The following is a 16,752-nucleotide window of genomic DNA, read 5'->3' as shown; positions in this document are numbered from 1 at the left end:
CTCAGGGCCGCCTCACCGCCGCCGAAACACCGTCGCCAGCAGCTGCGCCACGCACACGGCGTTGCTCTCATGCGGCACCGCATTGCTGCTCCAGACATGGCGCACGCCGGCCTCGCGCAGCTTGGGCAGCGCATCGCCGTTGAACAGCGCATGCGTGACCGCCACGTCCACGCTGGTGGCGCCACGCTCCAGCGCCTCACGCGCCGAGCCCATCAGCGTGCGTCCGGTCGAGGCCATGTCGTCCAGCAGCACCACCGCCTTCCCGCGCACCTCCACGTCCGGGAAGGCCAGCGTGACCTGCGTGTCGCCGAAGCGCACCTTGCGGCCCACCGCATGCGCCAGCTTCCCCGCCCTCGCCGCCTCCGCGACCCATTGACCCGATTCCTCGTCCGGACCGACCAGCACCGCGCCCGGCACCTGCGCCGCGATCCATCGGCCTAGCAGCGCGGCGGCCGACAGCGCCACGCCGCGGCCCGCCGGCATCACCTCGTCCAGGCTGGCGATGCGGTGCAGATGCGGATCCACCGTGACCACGCGATCAAACTGCGTCGCCAGCAGGGCCGAAATGTGGCGCTGGCTGACCGCCTCGCCGGAGGTGAATTCCATGTCCTGGCGCATGTAGGCCAGGTAGGGCGCGACCAGCGACAGCCGCTGCGCCCCCCAGGCGCGCGCGGTCGGCGCGGCGATCAGCAGCTCGACCAGCCGGTCGTTGGGCTGATGCTGCAATCCGCGCAGCAGGATCACGTCCGTGGGCAGGGGCTTGGGCAGCACCAGCCGGACTTCCCCGTCCGGGAAACGGTGGCGAGTGATGACGCCCATCGGGCGTCCGAGCTCAATGGCCAAGCGCGTGGCCAGGTCCTGTTCGTCGTCGAAGGCAAGCAGCATCGGCGGATCCTCGCACCATTTGCCGCCGTCGGGGACCGGTCAGTCCCTGGTCCGGGCGGCAATCGGTCGCCCGAGGGCAAGTACCGCGCCTGGGGGGGGCGGCGTACTGCGACGCTCCCACCCTCTCCCCCGCCCTCTCCCGCCCCGCGGGCGAGGGAGTAATACAGCGCCCGCAGGCGAGGGAGTGAACAAGCACCGCGCTGAATGCCCCTCGCCCGCTTCAGCGAGAGGGCACGCGTGGCCCCCTCGCGCGCTTTTGCGAGAGGGCACGCCCGGCCCCCTCGCCCGCTTGCGGGAGAGGGCTGGGGAGAGGGTCTTCGGGCTCACCGGACAGCGAGGCCCCCGCGCTCATCAGGGCGTCGGCAACGCCGCCGTGATTCGACGCGCCAGCTCCTCCGCCAGATGACGGCGGTCCAGCCCCTCGGTCGGGAGCGCTGGCAGCGCCCGCACTTCCACCGCCAGATCCTTGGCGGTCAGGATGCGCCACAGGCTCTCCATCAGCGACATCTTCCCGATGTACTGCGCCGCCTCGCTGTAGGGTTTGCCGGGCTGATGCCAGCGCAGCACCACCGGCTGCAGCGGCGTGGCCGTGCTGATCGCCGCCTGCAGCAGATTGCCGTGCAGCGGCAGCAGCGGATATCCGGCGCCGGTCGTGCCCTCGGGGAAGACGGCCACCGTCTCGCCGGCGGCCAGCGCCTCCGCCGTCTTGTGCACCACGCGCAGCGCGTCGCGCTTGCTGGCACGCTCGATGTAGAGCGTGCCCACCGCCGTCGCCAGCGAGCCCACCAGCGGCCAGGTCGCGATGTCCGCCTTGGACACGAAGCGCGCCTCCGGCATCACGGCGTGCATCGCCGCGATGTCCAGCCAGGAGATGTGATTCGCGGTGATCAGGCGCGGGGCCGGCGTCTGCGCCCCCGGCGCCTCCAGTCGCACGCCCAGCACCCGCAGCAGCTTGCCCGACCACCAGCCCACGTAGCGCTGCTTGGTCTTCTGATCGAAGCCGCTCCAGCGCAGCTGCACGAGATACACGCCGTGCCCGATGTGGGCCAGCATGCGCAGCGCGCGCCAGGCGCCGACGAGGGCCCGCATCAGGCGGTCCGCTCGGCGTCGGTGACCAGCGATTCGTAGGCAACCGTGCCAGCCACCAGCGTGTAGCGCACCTGGCCCGGCAACTCGAAGCCGGTGATGTCGAAGCTGAACGGGGTGTGCTTGCCCTGGCTGACCAGACGCTCCGGCGTCACCGCGCCGCTGGCCTCGGCGTCGAAGACGAGCACGTCGCCCACGCCGCCCTCGACCAGCCGGCCCGCGCTGGCCGCCAGCGAGCCCAGTGACCCGCCCAACACCTTCACCGGCCGCGAGGTGATCGCGTCCAGGCTCTGCGCCATCGTCAGACCCGCGTCCGCGCCCCAGCGTAGCGCCAGGCTCAACAGCAGCTCCAGACCGGTCGCGCCCGGCGTGGCCTCGGCGAAGGGCAGCGATTTCTCGTCCGCCGCCACCGGGTTGTGGTCGCTGACCAGCGCGTCGATGGTGCCGTCGGCCAGACCGGCGCGCAGCGCGTCGCGGTCGCGCTGCTGGCGCAGCGGCGGCGTCAGGCGCATCGACGGGTCGAAGTAGCCGATGTCCACGTCGGTCAGGTGCAGCGAGTTGATGGACACGTCGGCCGTCACCGGCAGACCGTCCTTCTTGGCCTGGCGCACCAGCTCGACGCCGGCGGCGCTGCTCAGGCGGCACAGGTGGACGCGGGCACCGGTCACGCGGACCAGCTCCAGGATGGTGTGCAGCGCGATGGTCTCGGCCGCGACGGGCTCGCCCGACAGGCCCAGCCGCGTCGCCACCGGGCCGCTCGCCGCGACGCCGCCGCTCAGCCACGGATCCTGCGCATGCAGCCACAGCGTGTAGCCGAAGCTGGCCGCGTACTGCATCGAGCGCTGCAGCGTCAGCGTGTTGCGAATGGGCTGGTTGGCCTGCGAGAAACCGACGCAGCCGGCCTCGGTCAGCTCGGCCATCTCGGTGAGCGACTCGCCCGCCAGACCGCGCGTGATCGCGCCCAGCGGGAACAACCGGCAGCGGCTGAGCTTGCGGGCGCGGAACTTGAGCATTTCGACCAGGCCGGGCTCGTCCAGCGTCGGATCGGTGTCGGGCGGGCAGACCAAGCTGGTCACGCCGCCGGCCGCCGCGGCGGCCAGCTCGCTCTCCAGCATGCCCTCGTGCTCATGGCCGGGCTCGCGCAGACGCGCGGCCAGATCGACCAGGCCCGGCGCGACGACCAGGCCCGTGGCGTCGATGACGCGGTCGGCGTTGAAATCGCCGACCTCGCCCATCGCGACGATGCGGCCCGAGGCGATCGCCAGGTCGCCGGTCTTGTCCAGGCCCGATGCCGGGTCGAGCAGCCGGCCGTTCTTGATCAGGATCTTCATGCTTCGTTCCCCGCCAGGATGGACATCACGGCCATGCGCACCGCGATGCCGAAGGTGACTTGAGGGAGGATCACGCTGTGCTGCCCGTCGGCGACGGTGGAGGAGATCTCCACGCCGCGGTTGATCGGGCCCGGATGCATCACGATGGCATCGGGCTTGGCCAGCGCCAGCTTCTCGGGCGTCAGGCCGAAACTCTTGAAGTACTCGCCCGCGCTGGGCAGCATCGCGCCGCTCATGCGCTCGTTCTGCAGGCGCAGCATGATGATGACGTCGGCGTCCTTCACGCCCTCGGCCATGTCGTGGCACACGCGCACGCCCATGTCCTTGAGATCGCCGGGGACCAGCGTCTTCGGACCGACCGCGCGGATCTCCGGCACACCCAGCGTCGACAGCGCATGGATGTCGCTGCGCGCCACCCGCGAGTGCACGATGTCGCCGACGATCGCCACCGTCAGCTTGGTGAAATCCTTCTTGTAATGACGGATCGTGTACATGTCGAGCAGGCCCTGCGTCGGATGCGCGTGGCGGCCGTCGCCGGCGTTGACCACGTGGACATGCGGGGCGCAGTGCTGCGCGATCAGGTACGGGGCGCCGGACTCGCTGTGGCGGACCACGAACATGTCCGCATGCATCGCCGACAGGTTGGCCACCGTGTCCAGCAGCGTCTCGCCCTTGGCGGTGCTGGAGCGCGCGATGTCCAGATTGATCACGTCGGCCGACAGGCGCTTGGCCGCGATTTCAAACGTCGTGCGGGTGCGGGTGCTGTTCTCGAAGAACAGGTTGAACACCGACTTGCCGCGCAGCAGCGGCACCTTCTTCACTTCGCGGTCGTTGACCGAGAGGAACGTGCCGGCCGTGTCCAGGATCTGGTGCAGCACCGCGCGGGGCAGGCCCTCGGTGGACAGCAGATGGATCAGCTCGCCGTGCTTGTTGAGCTGGGGATTGCGTTTGCTCAGCATGGGATCAGTCCCCCTTCACGTCGAAGCTGAAGCGGCCGGACTCGTCCTTGGCCAGGCGCAGGCGCTGCTCGGGCGCCAGCGCGACGCGCGCGGCCGAGAACACCGGTTCGATCGGCAACTGGCGGCCGCCGCGGTCGACCAGCACCGCCAGCGTCACGCTCGCGGGGCGGCCGAAGTCGAAGAGCTCGTTGATCACCGCGCGCGTGGTGCGGCCGGTGAAGAGCACGTCGTCGATCAGCACGATGTGGCGGCCTTCGACATCGAAGGGCAGCTTGGTGTGATCGGCGCTGGCGTTCATGCCCTTGCTGCCGAAGTCGTCGCGGTGCAGCGCGCTGGAGATGACGCCGTGCTGGCCGTCCAGCTTCAGGTCCTGCTGCAGGCGCTCGGCCAGCCAGGCCCCGCCGGACCAGATGCCCACCAGGGCGCAATCAGGTTGCAGCAGGCGCTGGACGCCGCGCGCGAGGTCGGCGTAGAGCGCTTCCGCATCAAGGTGCAATGTGCTCATGGATGTTCCCGGAAGAATTGTTCAAGGATCAATGCCGCGCTGGCGGCATCGAGGTCGCGCGCGCCCTGCGACTGGGCTTCCGCGCTGGTGTAGCGTTCGTCGACTTCGACCACCGGCAGCCGGTGGCGGCCGCGCAGCTGGCCGGCGAATTTCTTCGCGCGCGCCGTCATCTCGTGCTCGGCGCCGTCGGGGTGCCTCGGCACGCCGACGACCAGCGCATCGGGTTGCCACTCCTGGATCAGCGCCGCGATCGCGGCCCAGCGGGCGTCGCCCTGCTCGGTGATCGTCCGCAACCCGCGCGCGCTGCCCAGCATCCGGTTGCCGGTCGCCACGCCCAGGCGCTTGGTCCCGAAATCGAATGCGAGGGGAGAAACGTAGGAGGCGGGAGTCGCGGCGTTCATGGCGTGGCTCCCGGGGTTCATGCGTGCCCGGCCTCCTGGCTGAGCATGCGCGGATCGATGCCCAGCAGCGCGAGCGCCTTGGCGTAGCGCTCCTCGATGGGCGTCTCGAAGATGATCTCAGGCGTGGCGTCGACGGTGATCCAGCCGTTGCGGCCGATCTCTTCCTCGAGCTGTCCGGCGGCCCAGCCGCTGTAGCCCAGCGTGACCAGCACCCGGCGGGGGCCGGCGCCGTTGGACAGGGCCTCCAGCACATCGCGGCTGGTGGTCATCTCCAGGCCGCCTGGGACGGCCAGCGTCGCGTTGTAGTGATTGCCTTGCTCGTCCAGCGGCTCGTGCAGGACGAAGCCGCGTTCGGTCTGGACCGGCCCGCCGTAGAACACCGGCCGCGCGGCCATGTCGATGTCGTTGAGTTCGAGCTCGACCTTCTCGAACAGGTTGCCCAGCGTGAGCGAAATCGGCTTGTTGATGACCAGGCCCAGCGCGCCCTTCTCGTTGTGCTCGCACAGGTAGACGACGGAGCCGGCAAAGGTCTCGTCCACCATGCCCGGCATGGCGATCAGGAACTGGTTGGTCAGGTCGATGCGTTCCTTGGACATAGCGGCGGATTCTATTTCACCGACACTCCGCTCCCATGACGGATCGCTCCCCAACCACCGCGCCGGACCCGGACACCGCCCTGGTCTGGCTACGCCGCGACCTGCGCGCCGACGACCACGCCGCGCTGTATCACGCGCTCAAGCGCCACCGCCGCGTGTTCTGCGCCTTCGTGCTCGACACCGCCATCCTGGACGCGCTGCCGCGCGCGGACCGGCGCGTGGAGTTCATCCTCGAGGCGCTGCGCGTGCTGGACGCGGATCTGGGGGCGCTTGCCGAGGGCGCCGGGCTGATCGTGCGCCACGGCGCGGCCCGCGAGCAGATCCCCGCGCTGGCCGCGCAACTGGGCGCCGGCGCGCTCTATTTCAACCACGACGACGAGCCCGACGCGCTGCGGCGCGACGCCGCCGTCGGCGAGGCGCTGCTGGCGCGCGGGCTGCAGGTGGAGAGCTTCAAGGATCACGTGATCTTCGAGCGCTCGGAGGTGCTGACCGGCGCGCGTCAGCCCTACGGCGTCTTCACGCCCTACAAGAACGCGTGGCTCAAGACGGTCACGCCCTTCTTCCTGAGCAGCTATCCGGTGGCGGCCTATGCGCACCGCCTCGCGCGGTTGCCGGCGACCCTGCCCGACGGAACGCCGCTGCACGGCGAGCGCGTCCCCTCGCTGGCCGAGATCGGCTTCCAGCCCGCAGGCCTGAACGCGGCGCTGAGCGGCGGCAGCGCCGGGGCGCAGCGGCTGTTCGAGGAGTTCCTCGATCGCATCGACCGCTACAACGACACCCGCGATTTCCCCGCCGCCAAGGGCCCCAGCTACCTCAGCACGCATCTGCGCTTCGGGACGATCTCGATCCGCCAGCTGGCGCGCGAGGCGCATGCGCGCGGCTACGCGGCGGAGGGCGGCAGCGCGGGCGCGCAGACTTGGTTGTCGGAGCTGATCTGGCGCGATTTCTATCACCAGGTGCTTCACCACCATCCCCGCGTCGCCGAGCGCGCCTTCCGGCCCGAGTACGACCGCATCCGCTGGGCCGAAGGCCCGGATGCCGACGCCGATTTCGAGGCCTGGTGCCAGGGCCGCACCGGCTATCCGCTGGTGGACGCGGCCATGCATCAGATCAACGAGACCGGCTACATGCACAACCGGCTGCGCATGGTGACGGCGAGCTTCCTGATCAAGGACCTGGGCATCGACTGGCGCCGCGGCGAGGCCTACTTCGCCGAGAAGCTGATCGACTTCGACCTGGCCGCCAACAACGGCGGCTGGCAGTGGGCGGCGTCCAGCGGCTGCGACGCGCAGCCCTACTTCCGCATCTTCAATCCGGTCAACCAGAGCGAGAAGTTCGACGCCGACGGCAAGTTCATCAAGCGCTATCTGCCGCAACTCGCCAAGCTGCCGCCCAAGCTGATCCACGCGCCCTGGCTGGCCAAGCCGGTGGAGCTGGCCGCCTGCGGCGTGGTGCTGGGCCGCGACTATCCCGCGCCCATCGTGCGCCACGAGACGGCGCGCATGGCCACCATGGACCGCTACGCCGTGGTCAAGGACCGCGGCTTCCCGGACGCGCCTCAGGTGTCGGATCAATGAGACCTCGCGGTGCGGCCTCCGCGGCGGCTCGCGGCCGGAGCGCGAGGGTGAGGATCACTGGTAGGTGATCGTCACCGTCACCGCGTCGACGTAGGGCCCGCCCGGCACGGTCGTCACCTGCCGGCCCGGGATGCGGCCGTAGACGGTGTAGGTCGCCGTGCCCAGCAGGCTGAGCACGTCCAGCAGCACGCCGCCGGAGATGATCGATGTCGACGCCGTGCCGTCACCCCAGATCGAGGTGTAGCCCGGGTCGGAATACAGGTTGTAGCTGAGCAGGTTGACGCCGCTGGCCATGCGCCGACCGGCATAGGTGCTGCCTCCGCCGGTGCTGAGCGCGATGGTGAACGGGATCAGCAGGCCGGCGATGCCGCCGCACTTGATCGACACCGTGCCCGTCGTGTCGACATTGCCGTAGGCCAGCGGGTTGTAGTTGGCGAAGAGCAGGCTGGTCGTCTGCGCGGTGCAGCTGCAGATGCCGGTGCACAGAATCGCCGAGGCGTCCTGCGCGGCCAGCACCAGCGGCAGCGCCAGCGCCGCCCTGAGCGCCAGACGCGCCGGCAAGCCGGTGGGACGAGGAGGGGAGCGGAAAGGCACGCGGGAGAAAGCGCGAGGGCTCATGACGACTCCTTCGAAGCAGAGGATGAGGCGGGGGCCGGCGATGTGGGGGCTGGTGACGCGGGCGGCGGCGATGCGGGCGGCGTGGCCGGAGCCACCTTCTTGCAGACGATGTCACCCAGCTCGGGCAGCTCCGCCGCCTGCGGCGCGAGGCGCAGTTCGAGCATGCAGGCGGTGCCGTCCTCGCGCATCGCGCGCACCCGGTTGACCGCGCCGGACTCGGTCGCGAGCCCGGTCAGATAGGCCCGCCCGTCCAGGCCCATCGGGAAGGCGCGCGGCGAGCCGATCAAGCGCAGCTCGGTGCCGGCGGGCAGCGGCTCGCCGTCCTCGTCGACGGCGCGGAAGGTCGCGGTCTGGCTGTGCGTGATCGGGAAGCGGATCAGCGCCGCGCTGCGCGCCGCCGGCGTGACTTGCAGCTCCAGCGCCTCGATCTCCGCGTCCAGCGGCAGATCGTCGGCCACGACGCCGACGCGATTGACCTGATAGCCGCGCAGCGAAGGCAGGAAGGCGCGACCGCGCGAATCGGTGCGCGCCACCGGCTGGTTGTCGTGGGTGATGCGGACATTGGGCTGCTCGCCGACCTGCACCACCGCGAAGCCGCCGTCGATGCGGCGGCTCGCATAGGCGCTGCCGTCGATGTAGGCCAGCCCGCCGCTGGCGCCCAGCCGCACGTCGGTGCGTCCGGCCAGCCGCGCCACGCCCCCCTCCAGCGCCACCACATTGCTCTGCCACTGCGCCTGCGCCTGCTGACGTCCGCTGGATTCGGCCATCAGCTGATAGCCCACGCCCTCGCCCACCGGGGGGTTGCTCTGCAGCTGCACCTGCCAGACATCCTGCGCCGGCTGCGCGCCGCCGCGCAGCCCCTGCCAGGCGGTGGACAGACTCTTGTTCCCGTCCAGCAGCATGGTCCAGAACACCGAGATCGAAGTCCCGCCGCCGTCGCCCGCGCGCAGCGCCGACACGCCGAAGAAGCCCCAGTTGCCGAGCGAGCGGCTGGCATTGAGCGACACCAGCTTGGTCCCGACCTGCAGCAGCCCCTCGGGCGCCGGCCGCTGCGGCTTGCCCTGGTTCACCACGCCGATGCCCAGGCCCCACTGGCGCCACGAGGTGCCGATGGAGGCCGACATGCTCCATTTCGGCAGCACCGGCGCGCCCAGCTGGGTGAAGCCGGCGCTGGCCCGCTTGATCTGGAAACCGCCGCTCCAGTTCATGCCCTGGCGCTCCACGCCCAGCGTCAGCAGGCCGCCGCGGCGCGCGTCCGGATCGTCGCTGCGGCTGGCCACGCCGGACAGGCTCAGCGTTCCCAGCGACCGGATCAGCCACAGGCCGGAAGCCCCCACCGCCTGCTGGCGCGCGGCGAACTCGCCCCGCCATTCCTGCGTGAAGCCCGCGCTGACGCCGTTGCGCCAGGTGCCGCTGAGCATCGCGCGACCGTAGCGGTTGCTGTCGACGCCGTAGTTCTCGCGCAGCCAGCCGGTCTCCAGGCTGTAGGCGGACAGCCCCGGCTTGAGCAGCGAAGGGCTGATGTAGTACGGCTGCACCACCACCTGCTCGCGCCCCAGCAGATCGCGCACCACGGTGCGGATCTCCCCCTGCCCGGTGACGATGGGCAGGTCCGTGATGTCGAAGGGGCCGGCCTGCACCCGGCCCTGCAGGCGCTGGCTGTTGTTGACGAAGACGTCCACCGTCGAGGGCAGCGCCGCCTCGCCCTTGAGCGTGGGCAGCGGAAAGCTCAGGAAGCCGGGTCGCAGCGAGAAATCGGTGCTCCACTGCACGCCGCCGAAGCGCATCGCCTGGCCCCAGGTGCCGGGCTGCGCGATGCCGTCGCCCAGGCGCCAGCTGGTCAGGTGCTCGGGCCGGTCCATGGTCCAGCGCGTGGACAGCCGCACCCAGCCGCCGCCGGTGCCGCTGCGATAGAGCTGCTGATGGTTGAGGTCGCCGGCCGGCGTCAGCAGGCCCAGCTCCCCGAAGCCGTCGACGGTGCCCCTGCCCGCCGTGCCCGCGCCGGTGCCGCTGCGCAGCTGGCGCTGCCATTGCAGGTCGTAGTTGCCGTAGAGGCCGAAGGTCGAGGGCAGCGTCACCTGCGTCGCGGCGCGCGCGATCTCGATCTGCTGATCGGCGAAGGCCTGCGGCGGCGCGTCGATCTCCAGGGTCTGGCTGAGCTCCTCGATGCGCCAGCGCATCAGCTCGCCGGGCCCCTCGCCCAGGATCATGTGCAGCTCGCCGTCGATCATGCGCGGCGGCAAGCCGCCGGGCCTGAACTTCAGCTCGGTCCAGAGCTCCTGCGGGATCGCCAGGCCCTCGGGCACACGCACCGCGCGCACCGTCTGCGGCTGGGCAATGCCGTTGATCGTCAGCCCGAGCAGCAGGGTCTCGCCGAAACGCGGCGTCTGCGCGGCCAAGCGCTCCGCGGTGGCGCCATCCTCGGCGGCGGAGGCCGGCGCGGCGGGGGGCACGGGGGGCGCGGGCAGGGGCGCCGACGCGGCGGGCCGCGGCGCCGGGACCGGCGCGGGCACGGACGGCACCGGCGTGACGGGCGGCGCCTGCGCGCGTGGGTCGGCGCCCGCGCCGATCGCGGTCAGCGTCACCAGCGCCCGCAGACCGTGTCGAAGGATCATCGGCGGCAGGGCCGTCTCACTTGGTCGTGGTGCCGGCCGCCGGCATGGTCTGCAGCCCCTGGTCCGTCATGACCTGGAGGTTGCCTACCGCGCCGCTGGGCATCTGCACGCGGTAGCTGCGCTGCTCGCCGGGGAAGACCACGCTGTTGGCGCCCTGCACCGGCAGGGACTTCACCTCGCCCGCGGCGGTGGTGATGCGCAGCTCGCTGACCTTCACATGGACGTTGCCGCCGTTGGTGACCGTGGCCACCGTCTCGCCGCTGGCGGCGCGCTGCACGCTCCAGCTCTCCGCGCGCCGCACCTGCGCCGGCGCGACGAACACCGGCACCCGCAGCGCCACCAGCACCCGCACCGCGCCGGTCACCTGCGTGCCGTCGGTGGCGCGCGGGGTGGGCACCTCGCGCAGCACCATGCGGTAGGTCGCCTCCTGCTGCAGATCGGGCGCGCGCCGCATGCCCACGCGCAGCACCTGCGCCTGGCCCGGTTGCAGCGTGAAGATCGGCGGATTCACCAGCAGGTCGTTGGTCGGGCCGTCCACGTCCTGCCCATTCTGGCGGGTCCAGAGGATGCCCTCGGCCTGCATGGTCACGGACTCGTTGCCGTTGTTCTGGACCTGCACCGTCGCCCGGTCGTTCACGCGGTCCAGCCGCACGTTGACCGGCATGATGCTCACATCCGCCGCCCACGCGGCAGGCGTGAGGCACGCCGCGGCGGCGGCTCGCATCGCCACCCGCCGCAGGGTGCTCAAGACCCGTCTGCACGCGCCTCGCCGAGCGCCCGGCCGGGCCGCCGCAGGTGCGGCCGTCCCTTCGCACCACACTGTCTTCTTCGGATTCATCGACATCTCTCCCTGATCTGTTCGATTGCTTCCGTCGCGGGCCGCATCGGCCTCGCCCGATACCGTCAATGCCTGATCGTCAACACGCGCTCCTCACGCTCCTCAATACGTGATCGTCACCGTCACCGTGTCCGTGTAGGTCCCCGGCACCGCGCCGGTGAGCGTCGGCAGCCGGCCGTAGAGGTAGACCGTCTGCAGGTTGCCGGTGCCGGTGCCGCCGTAGGTCGAGCTGCCGCCGGTGCCGTCGCCCCAGACGGTCGTCCGGCCGGAGTCGGTGTAGAGCTGATAACTCAGCGTGTAGCTGCCGTTCTTGAGCTTGCGCTGGCTGAAGTTGGTGAAGCCGCCCGCGTTGATGCCGGCGTTCAGCGACAGCGTGAAGGTCGTGGAGTTGGTGCACTCGACGGTGAGCGTCGAGCTGGCGTCGATCGGCACCGCGCCGATGGGATTGATGGTGGTGCCGAAGCTCAGCGTCGAGCCCGACACGTTGCAGGCCGTGGTGACCGTGGTCTGAGAACTCAGCGAGTTGGTCGCGGTGGCGGCGCCGGCCTCGTGCGGCCACAGCGCGAGCGCGCCCATCAGGTGCAACAGGGCCGGAAGCAGGTCCAGCCGATGTGCCGCACGCGCCAGGCGCAGCGGCGCTGCCGGCGGTCCGCCGCCGTGGGCGGGCAAGCCTGTGGCCGCCGCCCGGGCGTCGAGTCGATCGGGGAGGAGCTTGTCTATCCGTCCCTGCATCCGTGCTCCGTCAATGCACCACGACGCTGCCCTTTTCGGGGAGCCGTGCGCCATGGGCGCGGGCCTCCGCCAGGATCAGCAGGCCCCGCGCGGTGATCGCGTCGCGGGGGTAAAGCGACATGCCGACATGCGCGTCCAGCCGCACCGGATGGCCGCCCAGATCGAAGGACTCGCTCAGCGACTCGCGCATGCGTTCGGCCAGGGCCTCGGCTTCCGACGGCGAGCCCACTCGGGTCACGACCAGGGCGAACTGCTCGCTGGCGTGACGCGCCAGCAGGTCGGCCGGGCCGGCGCAACCGGACAGGCGCCGGCCGATCTCGACCAGCACCGGCGCCGCCGCGGCGACGCCCTCGCCGCGCAGCAGCGCGTCCAGGCCCTTGAGCACCACGATGTTGACCGCCACCTTGCCCGCCTCGGCGTTGACCATGCGCAGCACCTGATCCAGCCGCTCCAGCAGCGCGACCTGCCCCAGCATGCCGGTGGTGCCGTCGCGCAGCAGCGACGAGGGCCGCGACTGACGGCCGCTGGCGCGCTCGCTCTGCAGCAGCTCGTCCAGATCGCCGAACAGCGTCTCCAGACCGCTGCCCTTGTCGTAGAAACCGTCGGCGCCGGCCTTCATGCACAGGTCGCGGTAGGCGTCCATCGCATGGTGGGTCAGCATCAGGATGCGGCCGGTGTAGCCCTTGCGGCGCAGCGCGCGCAGCACGTCGATGCCGGTGCCCACCACCAGGGTCATGTCCAGCAGCACCGTGTCGGGCTGCAGCCAGTCGATCAGGGCCACCGCCTGGGGGGCCGAGTCCGCTTCACCGACGACGCGCACGCCGGGCATCGAGTCGAGTCGGCGCGCCAGGAGCCGGCGGATGGCCGACGAGTCCTCGACGAGAAAAATGTCCATGAAGCGGCACTCCGGATCAGCGCAGCCACGGGTCGTCGCTGCATGTCCGGCATCTTCCGCTCGGGCAGGGGAACGCATCAGCAGCGTGCCACGCAAGCTGGTGTCGGGCTCCGTCCGCAGGGTTCGTCCGGCGATCACCTACAGGTCCCCTCCCCATTTTCCAACCCCTCAGGGTTGCGCTGTCCCAAGCGATGCGGCGCTCAGATCGCGTCCGTCAGCCCGTGCTGCACGCAATACTTGGTGAGCTCGGTGTTGTTGCGCCAGCCCGTCTTCTCCAGAATGCGGGCCCGGTAGGTGCCCACCGTCTTGGCCGACAGGTGCATGGTGTCGGCGATCTCGGCCGGGGTCTTGCCCGCCGCGATCAGCAGCATCACGCGGTGCTCCTGCGCCGACAGCTGCTCATGCGGCAGCTGGTCGGGCGACGCGCCGCTGAGCAGCCCCAGCAGGTGATCCGCCATCGCCGCCGTCACATAGCGCCCGCCCTGCAGCAATCGCTGCAGCGCCACCACCAGCTCGTCGGTCGCCTTGTCCTTGGGCAGATAGCCAGAGACGCCCATCTGCAGCAATCGCGCCGCGTAGGCGGACTCGGCATTCAGACTCAGCACCAGCACCGGCACGCCCTTGAGCGCGCGCAGCATGCGGCTGGCGCCCTCGGTGCCGCTGGCATCGGGCAGGGACAGGTCCAGCACCAGCGCGTCGGGCTTGTGGGCCTGGCCGTGCTGAAGCCCCTCGGCGATGGTCGCGGCCTCGTCGATCACCGCCTGCGGCCATTGATGCTGGATCAGCTGCTTGACCCCAAGCCGCATGATCGGATGGTCGTCAACGATCAGAAACCTCATCCCAGCCCTCCTCGTTCTCGATGGCCTCGCCATCGGCATCCGCCGCTCCCGTTCCTCCCGAAAGCGGCACCCTCACGTCGATACGCGTCCCCCGGCCGTCCCCCGGTCCAAAAACCATGGATCCGCCGGCCAGCACCGCGCGCTCCCTCATGTTGCGCAAGCCCGAGGCGTCCGCCCGCACATGGCCGGGGCCGACGCCGTCATCCTCGATGCGCAGCAGGTACTCGCGCCCCTCGATCACCGAGGAGATCGTCAGCTGATGCGCCTGCGCATGCCGCAGCACATTGGTCGCCGCCTCCTGCAGCAGGCGGAACAGCTGGTTGTGCTGCTCCGACGTCAACGCGTCGTCCGGCGCCAGGTCCACATCGACGACCAGCTCGGTCTGCCGCTGCAGGCCCTGCACGTAATGCTGCACCGCGGCGGCAAAGCCGAAATCATCGAGCAGCGGCGGCCGCAGACTGGTCGCGATCCGGCGCGCCGCGCCGATCACCTCGTCGGCAATGCCCAGCATCTCGTCCAGCATCGGCTCCTTGGCCGGCGCGATCTTGCGTGCCATCGACAGCGCCAGCATCTTGCCCGCCGTGCCCAGCTGACCGAGCTGATCGTGCACCTCGCGCGCCAGCCGCCGGCGTTCCGCCTCGACACCGCGATCGAGCTCCGCGGTGAAGCTTTGGATGCGCGTCAGCGCCTCGCTCAATTCCCGGGTCCGCTCGGCCACTGCCGATTCCAGCTGCGCATGGCTGTCGCGCAATGCGCGCTCGGCGCTGTCGCGACCCTGGCGCTCACGCCACAGCGCCAGCATCGCGGCCGCCACCATGACGCCGCCCGCCAGCGGCAACACCTGCGCCAGCAGCGTGGTGCGCTCGGTCTGCCGGACCACCTCCACCTCGATCGCGTCGATGCGGCGCTGCTGCAGCGACTTCAGCCGTCCCAGCTCGCCGCGGATCTCGTCCATCACCTGCTTGCCGGCGACGTAGGCCTGCACATTGCCCAGCGCGCCGACGCCCAGCTTCCAGCGGCTCTCGATGTTGCCGGCCACCTGCCGGCGGCGCTCCGCGATGACGCGGTCCAGACGCTCGAAGGCCGGCTGCTGCCGGTCGCCACTCACCGCCAGCGCGTCCTTGAGCGCCACGTAGCTGGCGTCGAGCTCCCGATTGGCCTTCTCATAGGGGTCCAGAAACGCCGCATCGCCGGTGATCAGAAAACCGCGCTGGCCCGTCTCGAGATCGACCAGCAGCCCGTTCAGCTCGCTGATCAGCAGTTGCGTGCGCAAGGCATGGGCGCGCACAGCCTCCTGGCGCGTGAGATCGCCCAGACTGCGGTATTCGCTGTACGCGGTGACTACGAAGGCGATGCAGCCGGCGAGCAGCAAGCCCGCGGCCACCGGAAAGGTCTGCAAGCGCATGTAGGACCGGGCTCGAGCACCCGTGTTCAACTCACCCTGTGGAGACCGTCGTATTCCGGTGATGACAAGCGTCCGGCTCCACCCCACTGCCTCGGACCCCGTTCATTCGCTGGGGGATCCGCTGGATCTTTCGATCCCTGGAACTCTCGCTCTCTCTTCGGTCGACTGGACGTGCCCTCTGCGTGACACGTTCACATGGGGCTAACGCTAGAGGTGCTCGCCCAGAAAAGCAAGCCCCTGCTCACATGCCCGTGCCTGTGGCACCACGATGTCCATGATGCCGAGGCCCCCGACCGGCCGCCGCGCGCCCGGCATGCGGCGTACGGTACGCGGGGTCAGTTCTTGAGCGCCCCGTCCGAGGGTGTTCGCAGGGGCCGAATCGGGGTTCAGAACAGCTCGACATCGCTGAGCTGCAGGGACTCGGTCATTCGGCCCTGCGCGACCAGCGCCGCGTGGCTCTGGACCTGATTCCGGCCGGCGCCTTTGGCGTGATAGACCGCCTTGTCGGCGCGTTCGAACGCCGCCGCCGGCGAATCCCCGCCGCGGATCTGCGTGAAGCCGATGCTCACCGTGATGCGGCCCACCTGCGGGAACGCGTATTGGGCGGTGTTGTGGCGGAAGCGCTCGAACGCATGGGCCGCGTCGGCCTCGTCCTCGCAGCGCATCAGGACGACGAACTCCTCCCCGCCGAAGCGGTAGAGCAGGTCATTGAAACGGAAGCTGCTGCGCATCAGGCGCGACAGCAACAGCAGCACCTCGTCGCCGATCAGATGACCGAAGCGGTCGTTGATGGACTTGAAGTGGTCGATGTCGATCACGCCCAGCCAATAGCGCGGATGGACATCGGCGTGGCGCCGGTCGTCGCCGGCGCTCGCCGCCTGCTTGCGGCTCGGGAGCTCCGACACGGCCTTCAGGAAGCTCTCGTCGAAGGTCTTGCGGTTGAGCAGCCCGGTCAGCGTGTCGCGCTCGCTGTAGTCCAGCAAGCCCTGGAAGTTGTGATAAATCCGCAGCACGCTGGAGACCATGCGCTGGGCGTCGGCCTTGAGCCGGCGCGCGGTGTGCAGTTCCAGCACGCCGACGATCTCGCGCTCGGTGGCCAGCGGGAACAGCGTCACCCAGTCCTGCTCCTCGCGCTGCTGCAGCACGCTGCGCTGCGTCAGGCATTCGAGCCGGCGGGGATGTTCGTCCAGTTTCGGGAGCGCGTCCGGGTCGATCCAGAGCGAATCGGCGGTGGCGACCGCATCGCCGGCGCGCAATCGCGCGCGGGTCAGCCAGCGCTGCTCGCCGGGCTCGCCGACGCAGCGGTAGATGGCCACGGCCACCAGGCCGCCCACGAGGTCGCGCAGCGCCGTGACCAGGGTGACGTCCATGACGTCCCGGTCACGAAACCCCGTCAGTTCGGCAAGATGATCGACAACCCCGGACATGGTGCGTGTTCGCTGCTCTTGTAGGGCATCGACCGCATCCGGG

16 protein-coding genes are annotated in these 16,752 nt (G+C 70.3%); 1 reads left to right on the top strand and 15 read right to left on the bottom strand.

All coding sequences use genetic code 11. The annotated features are described in order from the left end of the window. Nucleotides 1-12: 12 nt before the first annotated feature. The 7 genes from ABDW59_RS16190 to ABDW59_RS16160 form a co-directional block, all read right to left on the bottom strand. A complete protein-coding gene (locus ABDW59_RS16190) occupies nucleotides 13-885 on the bottom strand; it encodes a ribose-phosphate diphosphokinase (RefSeq protein WP_343630868.1) in 873 nt (290 codons plus the stop codon). Nucleotides 886-1,236: 351 nt separating this feature from the next. Further along, nucleotides 1,237-1,974 (bottom strand): lysophospholipid acyltransferase family protein, encoded by a 738-nt coding sequence (locus tag ABDW59_RS16185; protein ID WP_343630867.1) that lies wholly within the window; start codon nucleotides 1,972-1,974, stop codon nucleotides 1,237-1,239. Beyond that, a complete protein-coding gene (locus ABDW59_RS16180) occupies nucleotides 1,974-3,302 on the bottom strand; it encodes a dihydroorotase (protein ID WP_343630866.1) in 1,329 nt (442 codons plus the stop codon). Before ABDW59_RS16180 ends, ABDW59_RS16185 begins: the two co-directional genes overlap by 1 nt. Beyond that, nucleotides 3,299-4,261: an aspartate carbamoyltransferase catalytic subunit gene (locus tag ABDW59_RS16175; protein WP_343630865.1), complete on the bottom strand. Its 963-nt coding sequence runs from the start codon at nucleotides 4,259-4,261 to the stop codon at nucleotides 3,299-3,301. Before ABDW59_RS16175 ends, ABDW59_RS16180 begins: the two co-directional genes overlap by 4 nt. A gap of 4 nt (nucleotides 4,262-4,265) precedes the next feature. Next, nucleotides 4,266-4,766: a bifunctional pyr operon transcriptional regulator/uracil phosphoribosyltransferase PyrR gene (pyrR, locus tag ABDW59_RS16170; protein ID WP_273490635.1), complete on the bottom strand. Its 501-nt coding sequence runs from the start codon at nucleotides 4,764-4,766 to the stop codon at nucleotides 4,266-4,268. Next, nucleotides 4,763-5,167, bottom strand: coding sequence for a Holliday junction resolvase RuvX (ruvX, locus tag ABDW59_RS16165; protein ID WP_343630864.1), 405 nt, complete (start codon nucleotides 5,165-5,167; stop codon nucleotides 4,763-4,765). The genes pyrR and ruvX overlap by 4 nt, the downstream gene beginning before the upstream one ends. Before the next feature lie 17 nt (nucleotides 5,168-5,184). Continuing rightward, entirely contained in the window at nucleotides 5,185-5,763 is a 579-nt protein-coding gene (locus ABDW59_RS16160; RefSeq protein ID WP_343630863.1) for a YqgE/AlgH family protein, read from the bottom strand. 35 nt (nucleotides 5,764-5,798) lie between these two features. On the opposite strand from ABDW59_RS16160, the gene ABDW59_RS16155 reads away from it, so the two are divergent. After that, a complete protein-coding gene (locus ABDW59_RS16155; protein WP_343630862.1) occupies nucleotides 5,799-7,340 on the top strand; it encodes a deoxyribodipyrimidine photo-lyase in 1,542 nt (513 codons plus the stop codon). Nucleotides 7,341-7,394: 54 nt separating this feature from the next. On the opposite strand, the gene ABDW59_RS16150 is transcribed toward ABDW59_RS16155, so the two are convergent. The 8 genes from ABDW59_RS16150 to ABDW59_RS16115 form a co-directional block, all read right to left on the bottom strand. Next, entirely contained in the window at nucleotides 7,395-7,958 is a 564-nt protein-coding gene (locus ABDW59_RS16150; protein ID WP_343630861.1) for a spore coat U domain-containing protein, read from the bottom strand. Beyond that, nucleotides 7,955-10,573 carry a fimbria/pilus outer membrane usher protein gene (locus ABDW59_RS16145; protein WP_343630860.1) on the bottom strand — a complete coding sequence of 873 codons (2,619 nt, stop codon included), beginning with the start codon at nucleotides 10,571-10,573 and terminating at the stop codon, nucleotides 7,955-7,957. The genes ABDW59_RS16150 and ABDW59_RS16145 overlap by 4 nt, the downstream gene beginning before the upstream one ends. Before the next feature lie 16 nt (nucleotides 10,574-10,589). Next, the gene (locus tag ABDW59_RS16140; protein WP_343630859.1) at nucleotides 10,590-11,321 is read right to left on the bottom strand and encodes a fimbria/pilus periplasmic chaperone; all 732 of its coding nucleotides are present in this window, start codon (nucleotides 11,319-11,321) and stop codon (nucleotides 10,590-10,592) included. A 192-nt stretch (nucleotides 11,322-11,513) separates the two neighbouring features. Then, a complete protein-coding gene (locus ABDW59_RS16135; protein WP_343630858.1) occupies nucleotides 11,514-12,143 on the bottom strand; it encodes a spore coat U domain-containing protein in 630 nt (209 codons plus the stop codon). A 10-nt stretch (nucleotides 12,144-12,153) separates the two neighbouring features. Continuing rightward, nucleotides 12,154-13,038 carry a response regulator gene (locus ABDW59_RS16130; RefSeq protein WP_343630857.1) on the bottom strand — a complete coding sequence of 295 codons (885 nt, stop codon included), beginning with the start codon at nucleotides 13,036-13,038 and terminating at the stop codon, nucleotides 12,154-12,156. A 200-nt stretch (nucleotides 13,039-13,238) separates the two neighbouring features. Next, complete coding sequence (locus ABDW59_RS16125) at nucleotides 13,239-13,877, bottom strand: response regulator transcription factor (RefSeq protein ID WP_343630856.1); 639 nt, start codon at nucleotides 13,875-13,877, stop codon at nucleotides 13,239-13,241. Continuing rightward, entirely contained in the window at nucleotides 13,858-15,282 is a 1,425-nt protein-coding gene (locus ABDW59_RS16120) for a CHASE3 domain-containing protein (protein WP_343630855.1), read from the bottom strand. Before ABDW59_RS16120 ends, ABDW59_RS16125 begins: the two co-directional genes overlap by 20 nt. A 386-nt stretch (nucleotides 15,283-15,668) precedes the next feature. Then, nucleotides 15,669-16,652 (bottom strand): GGDEF domain-containing protein, encoded by a 984-nt coding sequence (locus ABDW59_RS16115; RefSeq protein WP_343630854.1) that lies wholly within the window; start codon nucleotides 16,650-16,652, stop codon nucleotides 15,669-15,671. Between the last annotated feature and the right edge of the window lie 100 nt (nucleotides 16,653-16,752).

This window comes from Roseateles sp., assembly GCF_039595295.1.
Classification (GTDB): domain Bacteria; phylum Pseudomonadota; class Gammaproteobacteria; order Burkholderiales; family Burkholderiaceae_C; genus Roseateles.
This window is presented reverse-complemented; position numbering and strand designations above follow the sequence as displayed.